15 protein-coding genes and 18 pseudogenes are annotated in these 22,752 nt (G+C 73.0%); 19 read left to right on the forward strand and 14 right to left on the reverse strand.

Annotation, left to right across the window (positions count from 1 at the left end; all coding sequences use genetic code 11):
* The 4 genes and pseudogenes from UK94_RS15665 to UK94_RS53680 form a co-directional block, all read right to left on the reverse strand.
* Window positions 1–529, reverse strand: a 529-nt coding sequence (locus UK94_RS15665) for a GntR family transcriptional regulator (protein WP_157734295.1), incomplete at its 3' end; no start/stop codon positions are given.
* Between the two features lie 472 nt (window positions 530–1,001).
* On the reverse strand, window positions 1,002–1,559 hold the full coding sequence (locus tag UK94_RS15670; protein WP_011605614.1) for a carboxymuconolactone decarboxylase family protein: 558 nt from the start codon (window positions 1,557–1,559) through the stop codon (window positions 1,002–1,004).
* Window positions 1,559–1,861: redoxin domain-containing protein (locus UK94_RS53675; protein ID WP_235488152.1), on the reverse strand; the 303-nt coding region annotated here is incomplete at its 5' end. The genes UK94_RS15670 and UK94_RS53675, both read right to left, overlap by 1 nt.
* 1 nt (window position 1,862) lies before the next feature.
* Window positions 1,863–2,122, reverse strand: a pseudogene (locus UK94_RS53680) (redoxin domain-containing protein); the annotation flags it as partial.
* Window positions 2,123–2,245: 123 nt separating this feature from the next.
* On the opposite strand from UK94_RS53680, the gene UK94_RS53685 reads away from it, so the two are divergent.
* From UK94_RS53685 to UK94_RS53700, 7 genes and pseudogenes are all read left to right on the forward strand, one after another.
* Window positions 2,246–2,635: LysR family transcriptional regulator (locus UK94_RS53685; RefSeq protein ID WP_235488154.1), on the forward strand; the 390-nt coding region annotated here is incomplete at its 3' end.
* Window position 2,636: 1 nt separating this feature from the next.
* Window positions 2,637–3,211 (forward strand): annotated as a pseudogene (locus tag UK94_RS53690) (LysR substrate-binding domain-containing protein); the annotation flags it as partial.
* A gap of 358 nt (window positions 3,212–3,569) precedes the next feature.
* The gene (locus UK94_RS15685; protein ID WP_055750449.1) at window positions 3,570–6,146 is read left to right on the forward strand and encodes a carboxylate--amine ligase/circularly permuted type 2 ATP-grasp protein; all 2,577 of its coding nucleotides are present in this window, start codon (window positions 3,570–3,572) and stop codon (window positions 6,144–6,146) included.
* 280 nt (window positions 6,147–6,426) lie between these two features.
* A partial coding sequence (locus UK94_RS15690; protein WP_235488157.1) for an N-acetylglutaminylglutamine amidotransferase occupies window positions 6,427–7,892 on the forward strand: 1,466 nt, incomplete at its 3' end.
* Window position 7,893: 1 nt separating this feature from the next.
* Window positions 7,894–8,211 (forward strand): annotated as a pseudogene (locus tag UK94_RS53695) (asparagine synthase-related protein); the annotation flags it as partial.
* An 86-nt stretch (window positions 8,212–8,297) separates the two neighbouring features.
* Window positions 8,298–10,067, forward strand: a 1,770-nt coding sequence (locus UK94_RS15695; RefSeq protein WP_313949518.1) for a prolyl oligopeptidase family serine peptidase, incomplete at its 3' end; no start/stop codon positions are given.
* Between the two features lies 1 nt (window position 10,068).
* A pseudogene (locus tag UK94_RS53700) lies at window positions 10,069–10,229 on the forward strand (prolyl oligopeptidase family serine peptidase); the annotation flags it as partial.
* A 99-nt stretch (window positions 10,230–10,328) separates the two neighbouring features.
* Here the strand turns inward: UK94_RS53700 and UK94_RS53705 are convergent.
* Entirely contained in the window at window positions 10,329–10,916 is a 588-nt protein-coding gene (locus UK94_RS53705) for a GNAT family N-acetyltransferase (protein WP_162137480.1), read from the reverse strand.
* Between the two features lie 288 nt (window positions 10,917–11,204).
* Between UK94_RS53705 and UK94_RS53710 the strand changes: the two are divergent.
* The 3 genes and pseudogenes from UK94_RS53710 to UK94_RS53715 all read left to right on the forward strand — a co-directional run.
* A pseudogene (locus tag UK94_RS53710) lies at window positions 11,205–11,375 on the forward strand (GCN5 family acetyltransferase); the annotation flags it as partial.
* 1 nt (window position 11,376) lies between these two features.
* Window positions 11,377–11,690: pseudogene (locus UK94_RS15705) on the forward strand (GNAT family N-acetyltransferase); the annotation flags it as partial.
* Between the two features lie 188 nt (window positions 11,691–11,878).
* Window positions 11,879–12,079, forward strand: a 201-nt coding sequence (locus UK94_RS53715; RefSeq protein ID WP_235488240.1) for an RHS repeat domain-containing protein, incomplete at its 3' end; no start/stop codon positions are given.
* A 1,201-nt stretch (window positions 12,080–13,280) separates the two neighbouring features.
* Here UK94_RS53715 and UK94_RS15715 read toward each other — a convergent pair.
* The coding region (locus UK94_RS15715) for a sporulation protein (RefSeq protein WP_235488161.1) at window positions 13,281–14,057 on the reverse strand (777 nt) is incomplete at its 5' end.
* A 207-nt stretch (window positions 14,058–14,264) separates the two neighbouring features.
* Between UK94_RS15715 and UK94_RS53720 the strand changes: the two are divergent.
* Window positions 14,265–14,528, forward strand: a pseudogene (locus UK94_RS53720) (hypothetical protein); the annotation flags it as partial.
* 1 nt (window position 14,529) lies between these two features.
* A pseudogene (locus UK94_RS53725) lies at window positions 14,530–14,834 on the forward strand (hypothetical protein); the annotation flags it as partial.
* 29 nt (window positions 14,835–14,863) lie between these two features.
* Here the strand turns inward: UK94_RS53725 and UK94_RS53730 are convergent.
* The 6 genes and pseudogenes from UK94_RS53730 to UK94_RS53750 form a co-directional block, all read right to left on the reverse strand.
* Window positions 14,864–15,422: HNH endonuclease signature motif containing protein (locus UK94_RS53730; RefSeq protein ID WP_235488163.1), on the reverse strand; the 559-nt coding region annotated here is incomplete at its 5' end.
* 1 nt (window position 15,423) lies between these two features.
* A pseudogene (locus UK94_RS53735) lies at window positions 15,424–16,360 on the reverse strand (DUF222 domain-containing protein); the annotation flags it as partial.
* A gap of 272 nt (window positions 16,361–16,632) precedes the next feature.
* Window positions 16,633–16,968: a hypothetical protein gene (locus UK94_RS15730; protein ID WP_235488165.1), complete on the reverse strand. Its 336-nt coding sequence runs from the start codon at window positions 16,966–16,968 to the stop codon at window positions 16,633–16,635.
* A 575-nt stretch (window positions 16,969–17,543) separates the two neighbouring features.
* On the reverse strand, window positions 17,544–17,993 hold a 450-nt coding region (locus UK94_RS53740), incomplete at its 5' end, for an aldo/keto reductase (protein WP_235488166.1).
* A 1-nt stretch (window position 17,994) separates the two neighbouring features.
* Window positions 17,995–18,360: pseudogene (locus UK94_RS53745) on the reverse strand (aldo/keto reductase); the annotation flags it as partial.
* 1 nt (window position 18,361) lies between these two features.
* Window positions 18,362–18,533, reverse strand: a pseudogene (locus UK94_RS53750) (aldo/keto reductase); the annotation flags it as partial.
* A gap of 250 nt (window positions 18,534–18,783) precedes the next feature.
* Here UK94_RS53750 and UK94_RS15740 point away from each other — a divergent pair.
* From UK94_RS15740 to UK94_RS15750, 7 genes and pseudogenes are all read left to right on the forward strand, one after another.
* Window positions 18,784–19,725, forward strand: a 942-nt coding sequence (locus UK94_RS15740) for a TerD family protein (RefSeq protein WP_235488168.1), incomplete at its 3' end; no start/stop codon positions are given.
* Between the two features lies 1 nt (window position 19,726).
* Window positions 19,727–19,940 (forward strand): annotated as a pseudogene (locus UK94_RS53755) (hypothetical protein); the annotation flags it as partial.
* 1 nt (window position 19,941) lies between these two features.
* Window positions 19,942–20,104 (forward strand): annotated as a pseudogene (locus UK94_RS53760) (hypothetical protein); the annotation flags it as partial.
* A 17-nt stretch (window positions 20,105–20,121) separates the two neighbouring features.
* Window positions 20,122–20,175: pseudogene (locus UK94_RS74030) on the forward strand (hypothetical protein); the annotation flags it as partial.
* A 61-nt stretch (window positions 20,176–20,236) separates the two neighbouring features.
* The coding region (locus UK94_RS53765; RefSeq protein WP_235488169.1) for an AIM24 family protein at window positions 20,237–20,523 on the forward strand (287 nt) is incomplete at its 3' end.
* Window positions 20,524–20,525: 2 nt separating this feature from the next.
* Window positions 20,526–20,914, forward strand: a pseudogene (locus tag UK94_RS53770) (AIM24 family protein); the annotation flags it as partial.
* A 181-nt stretch (window positions 20,915–21,095) separates the two neighbouring features.
* A pseudogene (locus tag UK94_RS15750) lies at window positions 21,096–22,146 on the forward strand (AIM24 family protein); the annotation flags it as partial.
* A 37-nt stretch (window positions 22,147–22,183) separates the two neighbouring features.
* On the opposite strand, the pseudogene UK94_RS53775 reads toward UK94_RS15750, so the two are convergent.
* Window positions 22,184–22,368 (reverse strand): annotated as a pseudogene (locus UK94_RS53775) (hypothetical protein); the annotation flags it as partial.
* A gap of 1 nt (window position 22,369) precedes the next feature.
* Window positions 22,370–22,751: pseudogene (locus UK94_RS53780) on the reverse strand (hypothetical protein); the annotation flags it as partial.
* Window position 22,752 lies beyond the last annotated feature (1 nt).

Consider the following 22,752-nt stretch of genomic DNA (forward strand, 5'->3'; position numbering starts at 1 on the left):
GGGTGTCGGTGGCGGTGGTGGCGAGTAGGCGGATGGCGGCGGGTTCGAGGTGGGTGTGGGCGGTGTGGATGTCGGCGAGGGTGGTGTGTTGGTGTTCGAGGACGAGGGCGGTGTAGCGGGCGGCGACGTGGCCGTTGGGGGTGTGGACGCGGGCGCCGCCGTGGGCGCCGCGGCGGACGCTGATGAGGGCTTCGGATTCGAGGACGCGGAAGGCTTCGCGCAGGGTGGGGCGGGAGACGCCGAACTGTTCCATGAGGACGGCTTCGGGGGGCAGGGCGTCGCCTTCGTGGAGTTCGCCGCGGACGATCTGGCGGCGTAGGTGGGCGGCGACGAGTTCGGCGGTCTTCGGAACGCGGACATGCTGTCCGACGCGGCTCGTCGCGAGCAGCGGGCCGGACAGTGCGCGGGCCGGCGTCCCGGGAGACCCGGCCGTGGCCGCCGCGCCGTCGGCCCCGGCCGTGCGCGCGAGGCGCACCGGGTGCGGCGCGATGCGGGGCGTCGAGGTGTCGGTCGGCTGCGTTAACGACATGATCTTGTGCTCCCCCTGGTGGCGGCTGCCCGGCCGGGTGGACCTCCCGTTTCGGGCTGCGACTGATGATGTACGGATAGTGGTCACTGCGATGAGTTGGCTACGAACCGTGCTTACAAAGTCGCATTGTGGCAGCGTGCCGGAACCTGGGGTGGGCGGGGCCGGGGGAGTACCACGGTGTGATCCGTACTCTGTTACTCAGAGTGCATAAGATTGTCGGCGTGCCATCCGCGTACCGAGCTGATCACTTCGGTGTGGGTCGGCGCGGCCGGATCCTGAGATGCGACGGCCGCGACCTCGTTGACCAGGGATGTCGTCCCGCCCGTCACGGCGGCGTGGTACGCGCGACGAGAAGGCGCGCCAGTATGCCCGGCAAGGACCCGACGGTACCGATCTCGGCATCGACTACAGCCAGTCGCGGTCCGACGCACGCGGGCGGACGCCGATCACGCGGCGCCGGCGGATCGCGGCCTCAGTCCGCGGCGGCGACCCGGTTGGTGCCGCTGGAGGTCTCCAGCGCCTCGACGGTCACCGCGACCGCATGCACGACCGAGGCGACCCGGATCGCGTCCTGGATCACCTCGCGGGCGACCCCGCGGCCGCGCAGCTCGTGCTCGTGGGCGGTCAGGCAGCGGCCGCAGCCGTTGACCGCGGAGACCGCCAGCGACCAGAGCTCGACATCGACCTTGTCGACACCGGGGTTGGCGAGGGCGTTCATCCGCAGCCCGGCCCGCAGCCGGGAGTACTCCTCGTCCTCCAGCAGGTGCAGGCTGCGGTAGTAGACGTTGTTCATCGCCATCAGCGCCGCCGCCGTGCGCGCCGCGGTGGCCGCCTCGGCGCTCAGGTGGTCGAGCGCCTCGGGCTCGAGCTCGACCAGCACGGTGCGCCCGCGGCTGGCGATGGCCGCCGCGAGCACCGTGCCCCACAACTGCTGGGCGGACAGGTTCGACTGGCTGGTCACCGAGCCGAGGTTGAGGCGCAGGTCGCGGGCGTAGTCGGGCAGCAGCTCCCGCAGGCGGGCGACGGTCATCAGGCGGCCACCTCGACCGGGGTGGGCGCGGCGGCGCCCAGCGTCGCCTGGCCCTTCTGCCAGTTGCAGGGGCACAGCTCGTCGGTCTGCAGCGCGTCGAGCACCCGCAGGACCTCGGCCGGGTTCCGCCCGACGCTGCCCGCGGTGACCATGACGAACTGGATGACGTTGTCCGGGTCGACGATGAAGGTCGCCCGCTGCGCCACCCCGTCGTCGCCGAGCACCCCGGCGGCGGCGGTCAGGTCCTTGCGGATGTCGGCGAGCATCGGGAAGGGCAGGTCGGTCAGGTCCGGGTGGTTCTGNCGCCACGCCAGGTGGACGTACTCGCTGTCCGTGGACACGCCGAGGACCTGCGCGTCCCGGTCGGCGAACTCGTCGTTGAGCCGGCCGAACGCGGCGATCTCGGTGGGACACACGAACGTGAAGTCCTTCGGCCAGAAGAACACGACGCGCCACGTGCCGGGGCGGCTGGTGGCGGTCTCCCGGACGAAGGCGGTGTCGGGGTCGTTGGAGACGACGCCGGTCAGATCGTAGGCGGGGAAGGTGTCGCCGACGGTGAGCATGTCGAGGTGGTCCTCTCTGCGGTGACGTTCGGGTCTGCGGTGGTGGCCGGGCAGAGCCCACTCTTGCGACCGTCGACTCAGAAGGGAAATCGAAAGATTCGGCAAGTTTGATAGCCTCGGTCTATGGCTACTCCGCAGCCGACGCTCACCCAGTTGCGTGCGCTCGTCGGCGTCGCCGACCATCGGCACTTCGGCCGGGCGGCGGCGGCGCTGCACGTGAGCCAGCCGACGCTGTCCAGCGCGGTCGCGGCGCTGGAGCGCACCCTCGGCGTCCAGCTCGTCGAGCGCACCACGCGCAGCGTCCTGCTCACCGCGGTGGGCGAGCAGATCGTCGCGCGGGCCCGGGGGGTGCTCGGCGCGGTCGACGACATCGCGGAGGTCGCGGTGCGGGCCCGCGCCCCGCTGACCGGCGACATCCGGCTCGGCGTCATCCCCACGGTCGCGCCCTACCTGCTGCCGCGGCTGCTGCCCACGCTGCGCGCGCGCTGGCCGCAGGCGCGCCTGCGGCTGCGCNAGGCGCAGACCGCGGCCCTGCTGGCGGAGCTGCGCGGCGGCGCGCTCGACCTGGCACTGCTCGCGCTGCCCAACGACGAGCCGGGCATCGCCGAGATCCCGCTCTACGACGAGGACTTCGTCCTCGTGACGCCCGCCGAGCATCCGCTGGCCGGCGGCAGCGCCGTACCCGTCGCCGGGCTCGCCGGCCAGGACGTGCTCCTGCTGGAGGACGGGCACTGCTTCCGGGCGCAGGCGCTGGACGTCTGCCGGGAGGCCGGGGCGCGGGAGCGGGCCACGCTGCGGGCGGCCAGCCTGTCGACGATCGTCCAGATGGTCGCCGGCGGGCTGGGGCTGACGTTGCTGCCCGCCGCCGCCGTCGCCGTCGAGGTGGGGGAGGGACGCGGCCTCGCGGTCGCCACCTTCCGCCGCCCGGCGCCGCACCGGCGCATCGGCCTGGCCCACCGGTCGACCTCGGCGCGCGTCACGGACTGGGGGCTGTTGGCCACGGAGGTCCGCGCCGCGCTGCCCGGGACGGACCTGGACCTCAGCCCGGTTACGGTGTCGGTTCCAGCTCCGGCGGGAAATCCTGGGTAACCCTCGCCGGGTGAACACTCCGGCCCGATCCGCTGCGTCTCCGAGCNCTTTCGTTGAGCGCTCGGCTTCTCTTCGTCCCCGCTCCTCCCCGGAGCAATGCTGCGGGCTTCGTCACGTTTTATTGACGGCCGACGGGACAACAAGACAACGTCCGCGACCGGCTGCCNCCGGCGTCCGGCCGACGGGTCGGACCGGGGCGATCACACAGGTGGGTCGCGGCGCCACGGCTGGCTGGGGTCGGGACGCCGACCAGACAAAGGTGGTGCACGTGCCCGTGCCGAGGTATGCCCCGATCGCCGGTATGNNAGATACGTCCGTGTCATGCATGCGTAACCGGCCGGCCGTAGCGTAGGCCGCCATGAGCGACGCACGGAACGTGGCCGTCGGCGTCGAGGAGGAGTTTCACATCCTCGATCTCACCACCCGCCAACTTGTTCCCCGGGCCGAGGAAATACTGCAGCGGCTGGACAAGGACTCCTTCTCACCGGAACTGTTGAAATCCGTCGTCGAGACGAACAGTCAGCCGACGGTCGATCTGCTGGCCCTGCGATCCAACCTGCTGGACCTGCGCCGCCGCCTGGCCGAGGCGGCGGGCGAGCTGGGTCTCGGGCCGGCGGCGTCGGGCACCGTGCCGATCCTCGACATGGACCTGCTCGACGTCTCCCGCGACGCCCGCTACGAGCAGATGACCGAGGACTACCAGATCGTCGCCCGGGAGCAGCTCATCTGCGGCGCCCAGGTGCACGTCGACGTCGCCGACCGCGACCTGGCCATGGCCGTCGTCGCCTGGACCGCCCCCTGGCTGCCGATGCTGCTGGCGCTGTCGGCCAGCTCGCCGTACTGGCTCGGCGCCGACAGCGGCTACGCGAGCATGCGCACGCTGGTCTGGCAGCGCTGGCCCACCGCGGGCGTCGCCGGGTCGTTCCAGACCGCCGCCGAGTACGACCAGCTCATCGCGGATCTGATCAAGTCCGGGGTGATCAGCGACCCGGGCATGGTGTACTTCGACGTCCGCCCCTCGGCCCACCTGCCCACCGTCGAGCTGCGTATCTGCGACGCCTGCCCGGACGTGGACAACGTCATCCTCATCGCCGGGCTGTTCCGGGCCCTGGTGGGCCGGGCGATCGAGGAGATCGAGGCCGGCGGCCAGGCCCCGCCCCCGCGCGCCGAGCTGCTGCGGGCGGCGACCTGGCGGGCGGCCCGCTCCGGGCTGGAGGGCGACCTCGTCGACATCTTCGGCGCGGGCCCCGTGCCCGCGCGGGCCATGCTGCGCCGGATGCTGGAGGAGGTGCGCCCCCAGCTCGAGCGCTACGACGACTGGGAGCTCATCGACAACCTCGCCGAGCAGGCGGCCGGTCGGGGCAGCTCGGCGCTGCGCCAGCGCCGGGCGTTCGCCCGCCGCGGCCTGCTCACCGACGTCGCCGACCTGATCCTCGCCGAGACCCGCGACGTGCCGCCGGCCGGCGCGTCGCTCGGGGTCGCGCCCGCGGTGTCGGCGCCCGACCAGATCGCGCCGATCCTGCTGGAGCGCTACCAGCCGACCGGCTACGACGAGGTCGTCGACGAGCACGGCGCCGTGCGCCCCCAGTACCGGGCGGTGATGCGCACCCTGGAGCGGCTCGGCCCGGACACCCTCGACGAACGCGTCGGCGCCCGCGAGGCCGAGCAGACCGACCGGGGCATCACGTTCCGGGTCAACGGGGACTCGGCGAGCCGGCCGTTCCCCTTCGACATCGTGCCGCGCATCGTCGCCGCCGACGACTGGGCCGTGCTCGGCCGGGGGCTCGGCCAGCGGGTCCGGGCGCTGGAGGCGTTCCTGCACGACGTCTACGGCGAACGGGCCGCCGTCGCGGACGGCATCGTCCCGCCCTGGGTGGTCAACGACGCCCCGGGGCTGCGCCACGGCGGCCGAGCCCCCGGCCGCGACGCGATCCGGATCACCACCGCCGGCATCGACCTCGTCCGCGGCGGGGACGGCGGCTGGCTGGTGCTCGAGGACAACCTGCGGGTGCCGTCGGGGATCGCCTACGCCGTCGAGGGCCGCCGGCTCGCCGAGTCGGTGCTGCCCGAGCTCGGGCCGCCGCCGGGCATCCTGCGGCTGGGCACCGTGCCCGCGCTGCTGCACGACGCGCTCGTCGCCGCGGCGCCGCCCGCCGTCACCGGCGAGCCCGCCGTCGCCGTGCTGACCAGCGGGCCGGCCGACTCCGCCTACTTCGAGCACGCCATGCTCGCCGAGGAGATGGGGGTACCGCTGGTCGAACCGGGGGCGCTGCTCGTCGACGACGACGTCGCCTACCGGGTCGACGACGGCCGCCGCCGCCGCGTCGACGTCCTCTACCGGCGCATCGACGAGGACGAGCTGTTCGCCGCGCCGGGCGCGGACGGCGCCCCGCTCGGCCCGGCGCTGCTGCGTGCGGTCCGCGCCGGACAGGTGAGCGTCGCGAACGCACCGGGCAACGGCATCGGCGACGACAAGGTCGTCTATGCCTACGTGCCCCGGATGGTCACCTACTACCTCGGGGAGCAGCCCGTCCTCGACGACGTGCCGACCTACGTCTGCGGCGATCCGGAGCAGTGCGAGCACGTGCTGGCCAACCTCGACCAGCTCGTCGTCAAGCCGGTCGACGGTTTCGGCGGCTCCGGCGTCGTGATCGGCCCGCACGCCGAGCCGTACCAGCTCACCGCCGTCCGGGAGCAGATCCTGGCCGACCCGCGGCGCTGGATCGGCCAGGAGGTGGTCGCCCTGTCCACCCATCCGACCTGGCACGACAGCCACCTGGAGCCCTGCGCGGTGGACCTGCGGGTGTTCGTCTACGCCGGCGTCGAGCCGGTCGTCGTGCCCGCGGCGCTGAGTCGGGTGGCCCCGCCCGGCAGCCTCATCGTCAACTCGTCCCAGGGCGGTGGCTCCAAGGACACCTGGATCCCGCGCCGCTGAGCTGATCCACGGCCGCTGAGCTGACCCACGACCGCTGAGCTGACCCACGACCGCCGTCGTACCCCGCCGAGGTTCTCGGCGGGGCATGACGGCGTGCCGGCGGGCCAGTGCCGGCGGGCGGGAGTTCCGGGCGGGCGAAGCGGTCCTCGGTCGCAACCGCGGGGACACGAGGCTGAAATCTCCGGCGTCGAAGGTGGACGGACGATCGTGCACCCTCATGCCGGGCAGGACTGCTCGGGGAATGGATCTCGCCTGTTCTGACAGATCGACGGGAGTGCACATGTGCGGGCTGAGTGGTGAGCTGAGGTTCGACGGCCGGGGAGCGGACGTCGACGCGGTGGTACGGATGACGGCCACCATGGTGCCGCGGGGCCCGGACGGCGCCGGGGTGTGGTCGTCGGGGCCGGTCGCGTTCGGCCACCGTCGCCTGAAGATCATCGATCTGTCCGAGTGTGGCGCCCAGCCGATGGTCGACAGCGAGCTGGGCCTGACCCTCGTGTTCAACGGGTGCATCTACAACTACCGGGAGCTGCGCGACGAGCTGGCCGCCGCCGGCTACCGCTTCTTCTCCACCTCGGACACCGAGGTGATCGCCAAGGCCTACCACCACTGGGGCACCCGGTGCGTGGATCACTTCGCCGGCATGTTCGCCTTCGCGGTCGCCGAGCGCGACACCGGCCGGCTCGTCCTCGCCCGCGACCGGCTCGGCATCAAGCCGCTGTACCTCGCCGCCGACGCCGAACGGCTGCGCTTCGCCTCCACCCTGCCCGCGCTGCTCGCCGGGGGCGGCGTCTCCTCGGACATCGACCTCGTCGCCTTCCACCACTACCTGTCGTTCCACTCGGTGGTGCCGGCGCCGCACACCATCCTCGCCGGGGTGCGCAAGCTGCCCGCCGCCACCGTGCGGGTCGTCGAGCCCGACGGGACCTGGACCGACGAGGTGTACTGGAGCCCGGACTTCACCCGCGACCCGGCGCGCGCCGACTGGACCGCCCGCGACTGGCAGGACGCCATCGCCGAGAGGCTGCGCCTGGCGGTGCGCCGGCGGATGGTCGCCGACGTGCCCGTCGGGGTGCTGCTGTCCGGCGGGCTGGACTCCAGCCTGATCGTCGCGCTGCTCGCCGAGGCCGGCCAGCACGGCCTGGCGACGTTCAGCGTCGGCTTCGAGGCCGCCGGCGGCGAGTCCGGCGACGAGTTCGCCTACTCGGACATCATCGCCCGGCACTTCGAGACCGACCACCACCAGATCCGGGTGCCCGGCAACCGGCTGCTGCCCGCCGTCGACGCCGCCGTCGCCGCGATGAGCGAGCCGATGGTGAGCCACGACTGCGTCGCGTTCTACCTGCTCTCGCAGGAGGTCTCCCGGCACGTCAAGGTCGTGCAGTCCGGGCAGGGCGCCGACGAGGTCTTCGCCGGCTACTCCTGGTATCCGCCGCTGGCCGGCGTCCCACGCGACCAGACCGTCGACGCCTACCTGCGGGTCTTCGCCGACCGGCCGCACCGCGACATGCCCGCGATGGTCGAGCCGCACCACCTCATCGAGGCCGACGCCAGCCGGCACTTCGTCGCCTCCCACATGGCCCGACCGGGCGCCGAGACCTCCGTCGACGCCGCCCTTCGCCTCGACTCGACGGTCATGCTCGTCGACGACCCGGTGAAGCGGGTCGACAACATGACGATGGCCGCGGGCCTGGAGGCGCGCACTCCCTTCCTCGACCACGAGCTGGTCGAGCTCGCCGCGGCCTGNCCGCCCGAGCTCAAGCTCGCCTCCGGGGGCAAGGGCGTGCTCAAGGACATCGGCCGTCCGCTCATGCCCGTCGACGTCATCGACCGGCCCAAGGGGTACTTCCCGGTGCCGGCGATCCGCCACCTGGACGGCCCGTTCCTCGACCGGGTCCGCGATGCGCTCACCGACCCGGCGGCGAAGTCCCGCGGCCTGTTCCGCCCGGCGTGGATCCAGGCGATGCTGGCGGCCCCGAACGACAACCGCACGACCCTCGGCGCGAACGCCCTCTGGCAGGCCGCGCTGCTCGAGATGTGGCTCCAGACCCAGGGAGTGACATGACGCTAGGCAGTGACGTGACGCTAGGCAGTGACGTGACGCTAGGCAGTGACGTGACGTTGGGCGATGGTGTGACGTCAGGGGGCGATGTGACCTTGGGGAACGTGATCCGCATCCCCAGGCCCGGGCGTGCCGGTCGGGCCGGCGCGTCGGATCTGGTGCGGGCCTGGGTGGCGGCCGAGGGGGTGCGGGCGCCCGCCCTCGCCCCCGGCGGCCGGCTCGCCTACGTCGCGGACGGCCCGGCCGGGCCCGCGCTGTGGATCCAGGACGCCGACGGTCGGCGACGTCGCGTGGACACCGGCCCGGGGCATGTCCGCGCCGCGCTCTGGTCGCCCGCGGGGGACCTGATCGCCGTGCACGTGGCGCCCGGCGGCGGGGAGCTCACCGAGGTCCGTGTCGTCGCTGCCGACGGCGGCGGACCGCGCAGCCTGGCCGACGGCGGCGGCCCACGCCGCCTGGCCGGCGGGGACGGCCGTGCCGCCGTGCCGGCCCGCTGGACCGCCGACGGGCTCGCCCTCGTCGTCACCGAGTCCGACCGCGCCGACCGGACCGGGCGTACCGCCGCCGTGCTGGTCGGTCTCGACGGCCGGCGGGCCCGGCTCGCCGAGGGCGTCGCATTGCAGGTCTGCGACCTCGTCGACCTCGTCGCCCTCGATCACGGGGGCGACCCGCTGGTCGGCGCCTACCGGCTGCTGCTGCGGGAGGGGCCGCGCGGCGTTCGCCGCGCGATCGTCGTCGACGTCCGGCTCACCCCGCCGGCGGGCGGCGGTGCGGCCCACTCGTCGTGGGAGCTGCCCGGCGGCACCGCGACCGTCCTCACCGGCCGCTTCACCGCGGACGGGCGCCGGGTGCTGCTGGTGACCGACCTCGGCCGGGAGCGGGCCGCCCTGCTCGACGTCCCCGTGGACGCCCCCGGCTCCACGGTGGTGATCGCCGAGCGTCCCGACGCCGACGTGGAACGGTTCGCCCTGCTCGGCGGGGGCGAGCGGGCGGTCGTCGTCTGGAACGTGGCGGGACGCAGCGAGCTCACGCTCGTCGACCTGCCGAGCGGCCGGAGCCGGCCGCTGCCGGCACCGCCCCGCGACGTCGTCACCGCCCTGCTGGCCCGTCCCGGCGGCCGGGAGCTGGTCCTCGCCCTCGACGGCGCCGCGACCCCCGGGGAGCTGTGGACCTGCGATCTGACCGCCCGGGCCGCCGCCGGCCAGCCCGCGCCCGAGTTCGCCCGCTACCGATGTCTGGTCTCGCACGCTCCCACCCGGCCGGCGGAACTGGTGCGCCCCGTGCCGCACACCCTCACCGCGCATGACGGTCGGGAGCTGGCCGGCTGGTGGTACCGCCCGCCGGTGCCCCCGGGCCCGCTGCCGACCCTGGTGTACCTGCACGGTGGACCCGAGGCCCAGGAACGCCCGACGTTCAACCCGCTGTTCCACGCGCTGCTCGCCCGCGGGATCGCGGTGTTCGCGCCGAACGTGCGCGGCTCCACCGGGTACGGGCGGGCCTTCGAGGAGGCCGATCACGCCCACCGCCGGTTCGACGGCATCGAGGACGTGGCGAGCTGCGTGCGGGATCTCGTCGACACCGGCCTGGCCGACCCGGAGCGGGTCGGGATCGCGGGGCGCTCCTACGGCGGGTACCTGACGCTGGCCGCCCTGGTGCACTTCCCGCAGTTGTTCCGCGTGGGCGTGGACGTCTGCGGCATGGTCGACCTGGAGACGTTCTACCAGCACACCGAGCCGTGGATCGCGGCCTCCGCGGTGACCAAGTACGGCGATCCGGCCACGCAGCCCGCGCTGCTGCGCGCGCTGTCGCCGCTGCATCGGATGAGCGCGCTGGCGGCGCCGCTGCTCGTCGTCCACGGTNAGAACGACACCAACGTCCCGCTGATCGAGGCCGAGCAGACGGTGGCCGCGGCCACCGCCCGTGGCGTCGACTGCCGCTACCTGCTGTTCCCCGGCGAGGGGCACGAGGTGGTCGAGCTTGCCAACCGGGTCCGGTTCGTCCGGACCGCCGTCGACTGGCTGGCCGCGCACCTGCTCGCCCCGCGGCTGCCGCAGCCGCGCAGCGCCCCGCCCGCCTCGTCCACCCCGCCCGCCCCGCCCGCCCCGCCCGCCGGGCACGGTTCAGGTGGTCCGGCAGGTTCGTTCGAGCAGGACGAGCTCGCCCACCTCGTCGTCGTCGGCCCGGCCGATGGCGGCGAAGCCCAGGCGGGCGGCGACCGCCAGCGCCACTGCGGCGTGGGGTGGCAGGGTCATCAGCGCCCGGCGCACCCGAGGTTCGCGGAAGGCCCAGTCCAGCAGCAGGCAGCCGCTCTCGACCGCGTAGCCGCGTCCGGTGTGTCCGGCGAACGTCGCCTGGCCGAAGGTGACGCAGCCGTCGGCGTCGGGTGGGCCACCGAGGCCGGGTGAGGCGACGGCCGTGCCCGTGGACCGTTCGACGGCCAGCCACGTCCACCAACCGGCGGCCGCCGACTCGGTCAGCGACCGGCCGCGGACCGGGCCGAGGGCGGCGTCGAGCAGGGGCGGCGGCTGGATGCCGGCGGTGATCCGGGTGCCGGTGAGCGACTCCAGCTCGCCGCACCGCCCGTCGCGCAGCGCGCCGATGCCGGCCACGGTCAGCGGCCGCAGGACCAGCCGCGGGCCGCGCAGCACCGGCTCGGCGACGATCCCGGCCGGCGACCGACCGCGGACGTCCATCCCGCTGTCCTCCATGCCACTCACCCCGCCCCGGACCCCGCCCAGGACCCCGCCCCGGACTCCACCTCGTGCCGGCGTCACCAGGGCGTCACTCGCGCGCCGCGGGCCGCAACCGCCGACCGTTCACCGTCGACCGGCGGACCGATGGCCGCAGCAGAGTAGCCCGCCGCGGCGCCCGGCGGCGAATCGTTTTCCGGACGTCGCCGCGGCGGCGAAGGACCGCATCGGACGGATCCGCAGGCCCTGGTGGCCGGGCGTGACGCGCCCGCCGGGACCGGCGGCGGGGCCGCGGTGACCGACTCCATCGGTTCCGGCTGGACCTCCGCACACACATCACCTGATGGCACTGACACAATACGGCCCGTGAAAATCGAGGAGTTGGAGGCGGAGCGGACCTGGTTGGCATTCGACCCCATGCGCCAGTTGCGTCCGCATCTGACGTCGACGGGGTTCGTCCGGCTCGTCAACGAGGTGNAGCGGCCCGAGGGGTACCGACTCGTCGCGTCCTGGGACGGCGAGCTCGGCCGGGTCGCCGCCGCGCTCGGTTTCCGCCAGGTGAACTCGCTGGCCGCCGGGCGGTACCTGGCCGTCGACGACCTCACGACCCTGCTCGCCGCGCGCGGCCGGGGCCACGCCACCCGACTGCTCGCCTGGGCGGAGCGGGAGGCGCGCCGCCTCGGCTGCGAACACATCCACCTCGACGCCGACACCCACCGCCACGAGGCGCACCGCCTCGCCCTGCGCGCCGGCTACTCCATCTCCGCCTTCCACCTCACCCGCCGCGTGTAGTCGTCCGAGCAGGTCCGAAACGGCGCCGTGACCTACCGGGACGCGTCCTGACCGGATCGCCTGCGCACCGTCGAGGGGGTGCGCTGTCCCGGTCGGGGCCGTCGGCACGGATCCGCGTCGAGGCAGGGAGCGTTCGGCGTGGCAGCACGATCCCGACGGCCACCTACGCCTTCGACGCGTCGACGGGTCTGCCGGCGACGACCACCGCGGACAGCGTCACGCTCACCACGGGCTACGACTCGTGGGGCCAGGTGACCTCGCAGGCCGACGCCGACGGCAACACCGCGGCGACCACGTACGACATCGACGGCCGCATCGCGACGGTGAACGACGCAAGGGCACGTACACCTACACCTACATTGACGACGGTGGTTCGGGGGAGCATCGTGNCCTGCTGACGGGNCTCGGTGTCGGTGCTGGTAGCGCGTCGTCGACGTTCACGGCGGGTTACAACGCCGATGGCAAGCTGACGTCGCAGACGTATCAGAATGGCCTGGTCGCGGCGACGCGGTATGACGACAACTTGATTAAGCCGGTCGATGGATCAACTATGTGTCGGGCAAGAGGACGAACGACACCAAAGACTGAGATGCTCACGGAGCAGGGGCGGTTACGGTGGGCGGGCGGCACCGACACGGCGAGCCGATCGCGTTGTCTTACGTCAACGGCGGCTTGCGTGGAACCTGCCCTTGAGGCGATGTCGATCAGGACGGCTTTACCGCTCGTGCGGACACGGTGAGGGGGAAGTCAAGGTTCACCACGTCCAACTCCGCCACCGTCACGTCCTCGACAGTCAGGCCCTGGAGCGCGCAGACGGCGGCCAGGACGTTGCCATGGCCGCGCACGTCATCACCGGGCAGGCCGGCCGCGGTGAGTTCGGCGTGCAGCCCCGCGGGGGTCCACCGGCGCAGATCCGAGTCCCGGTCGTGGGGATCGAGCCGGGCGAGGGCGGGGACGGTGAGGAGCAGGACGCCGCCGGGGGCAAGGGACTGCCAGAGGTTCGCCAACGCCNCCTGAGGATCCACGTACTGGAGGACCTGGGTGACGATCGCGCAGTCGTAGGCCTGCGGGGGAAGGCTCCCCACCTTGTTCAGATCCGCGTGCAGGGTGAGATCCGGATTGTCCGCGTCGATGTCGACGATCGTCAGCTCGGCCGGCGCCCCGTAGAGGGTGCTGTAATGGGGGTTCTTCACCTCCATCACCCGGTTGCCGGTGTAGTCGGCGCGGTGGGCGGCCATGAAGCCGTCGATGTAGTGCCGGTCGACCGGCCGCCCCCGCTCGCTGCCGTACCAGGCGGAGAACGGGCTGGTCCGGCGCAGATTCCCCCACCGCACCGGGTGCCTCTGCCGGTTCGCCCCCCGCACCGTCGCCCGGGCGGCCGCCTTGCCGCGCCGGACAAACCCCGCCAGGTTCACCCGCATCCCCCGCTCTCGCGTCGGCGTTGTCGTAACCGTGTCGGGCCGGCCACTATTGGTACCACCCGAGACGGGACGATGTCCGGCTATTCGAGGGCGTGCTCATCGTCGACGACCACGGCTGGTGGAAGGGTGCGCAGCAGGCCGTCGGCGTGATCCCCGGCCGTTGGCCGGATCAGAACCAGCCGCGGCGGCGGCCGAGGTGCTCGAGCTGCTGGTGGAGCAGGCCGGCGAGGGCGTGCCGGTCGGTGTCGTGGTGGGCGAGGCGGAAGCGGCTGAGCTCGTCGCGGCCGGAGGACAGCAGCCCGCCGCGGCGGTCGGCCTCGAGCACGACGTCCATCCCGGCGCCGTCGACGAGGAAGGTCACCTCCAGCTCGGAGATCCGCCGGGCGTACTCGCCGGCCGGCTTGAGCTCGATCTCCTGGTAGAAGGGCAGGTCGGAGCCGTGCAGCCGGCCCTTCTCGACGTCCGCGGACCTGAAGTGGAAACCGAGGTCGCCGAGCGCCGCCAGCACCGCCTCCTGCACCGGCAGGGGATGCACGCCGACCGGGTCCAGGTCGCCCGGGTCGACCGCGCCGGAGATCGACAGCTTCGTCCGCACGCCGATCTTCATGCCGTGCAGGTGCCAGCCGCCGACGTCGGTGATCGGCGTCTGCCACGGCACGGGCAGCTCGAACCGGCCGCTGATCTGCTGGCCCGGATGGATGGTGAAGCCCCCGCCGACCTGCTGGGTGCCGAAGGTGACCTGCTCGTACCAGGTCGAGTCGTCCCGCTCGACCTCGACGGTCGCCTCCAGGGCGACGAGGACCTTCTCGACCTCCTGGTCGACCTTGCCGCCGGAGATCGTCGTCGTGCCGGTCACGACCTGACCCGGCAGCGTCTCCGGACGGTCCAGCACGGTCTCGACCTCGGCAGCCCCCACGCCGAGCCGCGACATGAACCGCTTCATCCCNATCGTGCGTCCGTCCCCTTCGTCGACTGATCCCGGCGCCGTCGCCGGACACGCTCTCACATCTCTACGACAGCCCGACCAAGGGAAACAGCCGCAGGTCGGCAAGGTGACATCGGTCGGGACGCTCGGGACAGTCCGTGACGAAGGTGGAGGACGCCGACGGGGTGGGGCATCCGCCTGCGGGGCGAACCGGTACCATTCCGCTTCGTGACCTGCATCGTCGGGGTTCAGCAGGACGGCCGGGTCGTGATCGGTGGGGACAGCGCCGGTGTGGCCGGCTGGTCCATCACCGTGCGCGCGGACACCAAGGTGTTCCGTAACGGTGAGTTCATCATGGGTTTCACCGACTCGTTCCGGATGGGCCAGCTGCTCCGCTACAGCCTCGTCCCGCCCGTGCCCCAGGACTGGGACCTCGACCGGTTCATGGCGACCGACTTCATCGCGGTCGTGCGTGACTGTCTGCGTGACGGCNGGTTCGCGCGCAACGACTCCGGCAACGAGAGCGGCGGGCTGTTCCTCGTCGGGATCCGCGGGCACCTCTACCGCATCGACTCGGACTACCAGATCGGCCGCAGCGTCGACGACTACTACGCCGTCGGCAGCGGCGACGAGTACGCCTGCGGCTCCCTGCACAGCACCCGCGGCCTCGACGCGGAGCAGCGCGTGCAGCTCGCGCTGGAGGCCGCCGCCCACCATTCGACGGGCGTCTGCCCGCCGTTCCACATCGTCTCCTCCGACGACGTCTACGCCCCCGACGGCTCCGTCAACGCCGGCTGACCACCGTCGGTGGGATCAGCGGTGCGCGGTCATGCTGGCGTTGTCCCCGGCTTGGCGGGCCGCCTCCGGCGTTGGCGGAGTGCGTGGATGGACTCGACGTGGCGGGTGGCGCGGGCGAGGATCCCCGCCGGCTGCGGCCCGGGAACGATGGGTGGTGCTCCGACGAGAACCCGGCCGTCGACAGTGCGTGCGGTGACGGTGCCACCCGCGTCCCGGCCGAGGCTGATGTTCTCGTCGTGCACCGCCCGATGATGGGTCGAGCAGAGCAGCAGCAGCCGATCGATGTCCGTGTCGCCTCCGCGGCCCCACCAGGTGAGGTGGTGCAGGTGCAGCCAGCGGGTGTGCCCGCAGCCCGGGTACTGGCAGTGGCCCTGGTCGCGCAGGTAGACGGCGTCACGAAGGCGCTGTCCGGGGAAACGGTGCCGCCGGCCAAGGTGCAGCGGGTTGCCGTCAGGGTCGGTGACCAGGGCGCGGATCAGCCCGTCGCAACCCAGACGCTCCAGAACGTGCCGCGACAGCCCGACGCCCCCGTCGACCTGCGCCCACGCCCCGGTCCCGATCCGCGCCACCCCCCACAGCCCCTCTCCTNCATCATCGGCGGCCATGGTGGCGTCGTCTGTCGGGGTGTCGCCGGCGGTCTGGGTGGTGAGGTGCACGGTCAGGGTGTGCCCGGGGCTCATCAGGCCCGGAGCGGGCCGGTCGAGGAACCCGTCAGCCAACGCGACCAGCGCGTCGGCGTCACGCTGGCGATCCCGCCCCGCCCCGACCCTCTCCCCGTCCGCCGGCATCCCATCGCCCACCGCATCACCCGCACCCGCATCGCCGGTGCCGGTGCCGGTGCCGCCCGCGGCTTCGCCGTCTGATGCTTCGCCGTCGGCTGGGGGGTGGTCGGGGGCGAGGGGGGCGGTGTCCTCCAGGCTGGTCCGGGCGGCGTTCAACGCCGCGATCAGCCGGGCACCCTCGTCCGCGGACAACACCGCACGCAGACGCAGCGTCCCGTCGCCGTCAAACGTCCACGTCACCCGCCGTGCCGCCTGACGGGTCTTCGGGTCCCCGTTGGCCTGCCGGTAGGAACGGACGAGACGTTCCATCTGCCCCGCCGAGCAGCGTCGAGCCCGGGTCAGCCACATGCCTTCGGTCGCGGAATCGGCGACCCGGGTCACCGCGCGGACCTTCGCATACGACAGCATGCCCGCCGCGAACGCCGCCCGGATCAGCGGAAGGCCCTCCAACGCCCGGGCGGTGGCGACCTGTTCGCGGGCGGTGCGCAGGCCGAGGCCGCACCGCCACGCCAGCCAGTGCGCACACGAACCCATCCCGACCCCCGACCAGCCCCCACGCCGATCGAACGCCGCCACCGCCAGCAGCCACCCACACGTCGCCGCCGAGATCCGCCCCGCCCACCGGCAGATCACCTCCTCCACCTCCTCCAACGGCACCGCCTCGACATCCACGCCGATCAGCGCGGACACCTCCGACGACGGGAGGGACGGCAGGGGAGGAGGGGACGTGGACGCTGTGCTCATCAGGATCACCGGGCCAGAGATGTCATCGGTCAACGGACGCCGGCATCGTCGCACCCGNCACCGACAAGAACCCACCACAGNATCAACCGGGGCGGGTCGGATCCCGGCGGTCCGGGAAGGCCCCTGATGTTCCGCGGAACACCGCCACACACCACCGTGCGGACCCGAGCCCCTGCCCCGGCGGCCATGTGGGGATCGAGAGCAACAGGCGATCGTAGAGTTCCGCGGAACCCGAGCCAAACGGAGTCGATCTACGGCTGTGAGCTGTTCCGCTAGGTGGCGGCGGGGTTCAGGATCGAGCGGATCTGGGCGTCGGAGAGCTGGTAGGAGTAGTCGCGACCCGGGTGATCTGGCCCGGTATCCGGACCGACCGGCCGGTCACGTCGACCACCGTGCGCTGCGCCTGCGCCGCGGTGGAACCCTGCCCCGACGTGGACACGGTCCGGATGGGTCCGGACCACCGGGCGGGCCAGCAGCGGGCAGTCGTCGCCGCGTCGGACCGGCTGGCGCAGAGTGTTCGCGAGGCGGACCCCGGGATGGTCGGGGTCGCTGGAGGCGGCCAAGTCGAGGATCGAGCCGAGACTGCGACCCAGGGCGAGCTGCGGCACGGCGTCGATCGACTGACTGTGGAACAGCAGGACCGGGGCCGCGAGATCGAGTCCGTCGATCTCGGCGCCGAGGACCGGCCCCAGAGGGCGGACGCGCAACGGTTGGAACCAGCGCTGTTGGCGCTGTCGTGGCTGTTGGCGCTGTCGTGGCTGTCGGCTGCCGTGGCGATCGGTCCGGGNGGGCCGGCCACTCGTGGCTGACGATGTCCGTATCGATCCGCTGTCACGCTGCGTGATCACTAGGGCGTGTAGTTACTTCCGCGGGACCGTGCCCTGCGGCGCGACCTGCCACCGCGACGACGCTGGCATGGTCCTGGCGGTTCCGCGGAACCGGGCCGGCGCCGTCGGAGGTGAGCCCGACGTCACCGACGACCCCGGCGCCCATGACCAGACGTTCCCACGGCGATGCCTCGACGGTCCGGGGTCGGGTGGCGCCGACACGCCGCCTGATCACAATCACAGACGCGACCTAGGTGCGATCGAGGGTGCGGCTGGTCGGCGGCACGGTGGGCCTGCGGCGGGTGGCCCTGCGGCGGGTGGCCCTGCGGCGGGGGTGGCATGGGGGCGTGAGTGGGTCAGCGACGCAGGCGCTCCACGGCCAGTGCGGCGAGTGCGCGGGGGCCGGCGACCGGGGTGAAGCGGTCGGCGGCGGCGCTGAGCGCGGCGTACTCGTCGGCGGCGAGGTCGATGTCGGCCGCCGCCGCGTTGCTCTCCACCTGGTCGACGCCGGACGCCCCCGGGATCGCCACGACCCGCGGATGGCGGATCGTCCACGCCAGCGCGATCTGGGCGGGGCTCGCCCCGTGCGCGGCCGCGACCTCGCGCAGCACGTCGAGCAGAGGCGTCGCCCGGGCGAGGTTCTCGGTCCCGAACAGCGTGTTGGCGGCCCGGACCCGGCCGCTCGGCCGGGTGGTCACGTCGTAGCGACCCGCCAGCAGGCCCTGGGCGAGCGGGCTCCAGGCGATGACGATCCGGGACTCGCGGGCGGCGAAGTCGAGCAGCGCGGCGCCATGGCGCGGCCGGGCNAGGCTGTACTCCACCTGGTTGGACAGCACCGGCGCGCCGAGGGCCGCGTCGGCCTCCTGCCAGCGGGCCAGCGAGTAGTTGCTGACCCCGACGTCCCCGACGAGGCCCACGGACCGCAGCGCGGTCATGCCCCGCATCGTCCAGCGGTCCCGGATCGCCGGGTTGGGCTGGTGAACCTGGTAAAGGTCGAGATGGCGCACGCCGAGGCGGTGCGCGCTGGCGACCGCGCGCTGCTCGACGACCGGGCCCACCGGCACGACCGGCAGGAGCTTGGTCGCCACGTATGCCCGGTCGAGCGCGCCGGGGACCGCGGCCAGCGCTGCGCCGAGGATGCGTTCGCTGCGTCCCAGGCCGTAGACCTCGGCCNAGTCGAACAGGGTGATCCCGAGCTCGAGCGCCCGGCGGACGATGAGCGCGGCGTCGGTGTCGGCGTAGCGGCTGCCGTACCCCCACTGCCCGGAGCCGAACTGCCAGGTGCCCAGGCCGATCTTGGAGATCCTCTTCGGGCTGGTGGTGACGGAGCCCTCCACGTAGCGCATCCGCCCAGTGAACGCCAACCTCCCCGCGGGAGGCGACAGGAGGTGTCACGCTGGTGACCTGCCACGGTGACGCGCGCGTGGTGTCCCGTGGGCGACAGCGTCCGCGTGCCCGGCGTGTTCGGCTGGGCAGGTGGGTAGCTGCTACCTTGCCCGCAGTCCGATTCGTGCGGATGCGGGCGCAGGTGGTGGGCCGGGCCGCCGGCCGTCGTGGCAGGCGCCGGGGCGGCGGCAGGCGAGTGGAGGGAGCGCGTTGGTCACCCAGTTCAGCCGCGGGCAGAAGGCGCAGCTCTCGGCGGTCACCCAGAGCACCGACCTGTACGTCGGGATCCAGATCAACGCGCCGGGGGAGTGGGATGTGTCCTGCTTCGGCCTGGACGGCGACGACCGCCTCTCCGACGACCGGTACTTCGTCTTCTTCAACCAGCCCGCCTCGCCGGAGAAGTCCGTCGAGCTCCTCGGCCCGCAGTCCGGGGACACCCAGGCGTTCCGGGTCAGCCTCGACCGGGTGCCCGCCTCGATCGGCCGGCTGTCGTTCTGCGCGGCGCTCGACGGCGCGGGCAGCGCCGCCGCGATCACGTCGGGCTACCTGCGCATCGTCGTCGGCGGCGCCGAGGTGCTGCGTTACTCCTTCACCGGCGCCGACTTCACCACCGAACGGGCGGTGATGATCGGGGACGTCTACCGCAAGGGCGTGTGGCGCGTCGCCGCGATCGGCCAGGGCTTCCAGGGCGGCCTCGCCGAGCTCATCCGCTCCTACGGCGGCGAGGTCGCCGAGGAGGAGCCGCCGCCCGCGCCGCCCCGCCATGATCAGCGCAAGGCGCCCACCCCGCCGCCCGCTGCGCCGGGCCAACCCGCGCCGGCCTACGGCGGTGGCCAACCCGCGCCGGCCTACGGCGGCGCGCCGGTGCCCGCCGGCATGCCCGGCGCCCAGCCGCCGGTGGGGGCCTTCGGGGGTCCCGAGCCGCTGCCGTCGCAGGTCCAGCCGACCCCGCCGGGGGCGATGAACAGCCTCGCCCCGTACCGGGAGGTGCCGACGGCCGGGCGCTGGACCCAGCAGAACGGCAAGCTGGTCAAGGTCACCCTCGGTCCGGACGCGCTGGCGCTGCGCGGGTCGATGGTCGCCTACCAGGGCAACGTCGAGTTCGACTACAAGGGCGGCGGGCTGCGCGGCCTCATCGAGGGCAAGCTGACCNGCCAGAGCCTCAAGCTCATGACCTGCAAGGGATCCGGCGAGGTCTTCCTCGCCCAGGACGCCGCGGACCTGCACATCGTCGAGCTCGGCAGCTCGTCGCTGTGCATCAACGCGAAGAACCTGCTGGCGATGGACGCCACCGTCCGGACCGAGGTGCGCCGGATCGAGAGCGCCGGCATTCCCGGCGGCGGCCTGTTCCACTTCGAGGTCTCCGGNCCGGGCTCGGTGGTCGTCATGACCAAGGGGTCGCCGATGACCCTGCCCGTGCAGGGCCCGACGTTCGCGGACATGAACGCGCTGGTCGCGTGGACGACCGGGATGCGGGTCAGCGTCTCGACGCAGGTGCGGATCTCCCGGCAGATCTACGCGGGCAGCAGCGNGGAGGCCCTGGCCCTNCAGTTCATGGGATTCGCCGGTCATTTCGTCGTCGTCCAGCCGTACGAGGTCTGAGCGTGNCGACGATCGTGGGAGCGGGCCCGGCGGGTCGCCCGCCGGCGGGAGGGAGNGGGCCGTGCAGGGCAGCCTGATCGAGCACTACGGGCCGACGCCCGTCTTCGAACGGATGAGCAAGCACGGCTCCAAGATCGTCAAGGTGGTCCTGAACCCCGGCCAGGACCTGTTCGCCCGGGTCGGGTCCATGATCGCCTATGAGGGGCTGATCGACTTCAACCCGCAGCCGCCGCAGCTCGGCCGGATCGCGTCGTCCTGGGCGACCGGCGAGGGCGTGCCCCTGATGACGGCGACCGGCCAGGGCCTGCTCTACCTCGCCGACTACGGCAAGGAGGTCATCGTCGCGCANNTCGCCGGCGAGGGCCTGTCGGTCAACGGCAAGAACATCCTGGCCTTCGACGCGGCGCTGGAGTGGAAGATCGAACGCGTCCGCGGCGTCACGATGCTGTCCGGGATGGGGATGTTCAACGTGGTGCTGCGGGGCCACGGCTGGGTCGCCCTGACCGCGAAGGGCAACCCGATCGTGCTCGACACCCGGGAGGCGCCGACGTTCGTCGACACCGACGCCCTCGTCGCCTACACCGACGGCCTGCGCGTCGAACCTCGGCGCACGGCGCGCCTCGGCGGCCTGATCGGCCGCGGCTCCGGTGAGGCCTTCCAGCTCGGGTTCTCCGGGCAGGGCTTCGTCGTCGTCCAGCCGAGCGAGGACGAGCGGCCGACCATGTCGCTGCGGGGCTGACGCGCCATGGGATCCAAAGACGGCGGGCGGTTCGTTGACGGGATGGGCGGCGGCGGCGCGAGCCGGGCGCGGCGGNCGGCGGAGAGGACTGCGGCATGACGCAGGGCGGGGCGTACGGCGGTCATCCGGGCGGTCCCGGCGGCGGCTATCCCGGTGGTCCGGGCGGCCCCGGCTACCCGCNTCCCGGTCCGGGCTATCCGGGTCCGGGCTATCCGGGTCAGGGCTATCCGGGTCAGGGATATCCGCCCGCGCCCGGTCAGCCCGGTCCCGGGTATCCCGGCCAGGGTTACCCGCCGGCACCCGGTCAGCCCGGCCCCGGCGGCTACCCGGGTGGTCCGGGTGGTCCTGGTGGGCCGGCCGGCGGGATCCGCAGCAGCCTGCTCGACAATCCCGAACGGCCCTCCGACGAGCCGTTCTCCCTGCAGAACAGCAAGATGCTGCGGGCGACGCTCGGCGCCCGGGGGATGCGCGAGTTCTACGCCCGCAAGGGCGCGATGGTCGCCTACCAGGGCGCCGCGAACTTCGACGCCCACTGGGAAGGCTGGGGAGGGCAGTTCCGCAGCTTCTTCAGCGGCGGCGAGGGCCTGAACCTCATGCAGGTCTCCGGCTCCGGCTCGGTCTTCCTCGCCAACCAGGCGCAGGACATCCACATCCTCGACCTGGCCGGCGACGGGCTGACCGTCGACGGCAAGAACGTACTGGCCTTCAACTCCGACCTGAACTGGGACCTGGTCCGGGTCGACAGCCAGGTCGGCATCGCCGGCGTCGGCTCCTACCAGGTGGAGCTGCGCGGCAACGGCAAGGTCGCGGTCTGCACGTCGGGCGCGCCGCTGGTCATGCACGTCACCCACCAGAACTACTACTTCGCCGACGCGGACGCCGTCGTCGGCTGGTCGACCAACCTGCAGGTGTCGATGCAGGCGGCGGTGACGTCCTCGGCGGTGTGGCGGCCGCGCGGCAACACCGGGGAAAGCTGGCAGATGCAGTTCAGCGGCGAGGGCTTCGTCATCGTGCAGCCCTGCGAGCTGCTGCCCCCGTACAACGCGCTGGCCGGCGCCGGCGCGGCCGGCCACTTCGGCCTCGGCCAGGGCGGCTTCGCCGGCAACCAGCTCGGCGGCCACCACGGCCAGGGCGGCCAGGGTGGGCCGGGCGGCGGCTTCGGTGGCGGTGGGCTCGGCGGCTTCGGCGGTTTCGGCGGCGGCGGCATGGGCGGCCTGTTCGGCAACCGCTGACGCCGTCGGTCGGCCGCCCGGCCGGTGGCGGAGGCAGCTACGGCTGCGGTGGTCGACGCGGGCGGGGCAGGGCGCTCGCCCGCGAGAGCAGGAACACCCCGCCCACGACGAGGACGGCGGAGACCGCGACGCCGGCGATGACCCCGGACCCCCTCGGAGCGGGGACCCCGAACACCAGGACGCCGAGTGCGTACGCGGCGGTCGGGTTGGTGATGTTCATGGNGGTGACCGCCGCGGTCAGCGGACCGACCGCGTAGGCCATCTGGCCTAGACACAGGCTCGTCAGTGTCACCCCGCAGAGGGCATAGGCGAACCAGTGCGTCACTGTCGCGTCGAACCCGTTGTCGAGGGTTTCGTCGGTCGCCTGTTTGAGCAGCAGCGCGCTCAGCGCGAAGAACAGACCGGCGGCGACGCCGAACAGCGCCGCCCGTGCCGCCGGCCGCCGCCCGCGCGACGCGGCGACCAACATCGCGGCGAACGCGACGATGGCGATGATCGCCCACATCAGGCGTACCTGGTCGAGCGGCGGACGGGTGGGTAGCCGATCCTGCACGCCGAGCAGCAGCGCGAGCCCGGCGCAGATCGCCGCGATGGCCCACCAGGCCN

The organism is Frankia sp. AvcI1 (assembly GCF_001420875.1).
Classification (GTDB): Bacteria; Actinomycetota; Actinomycetes; order Frankiales; family Frankiaceae; genus Frankia; species Frankia alni.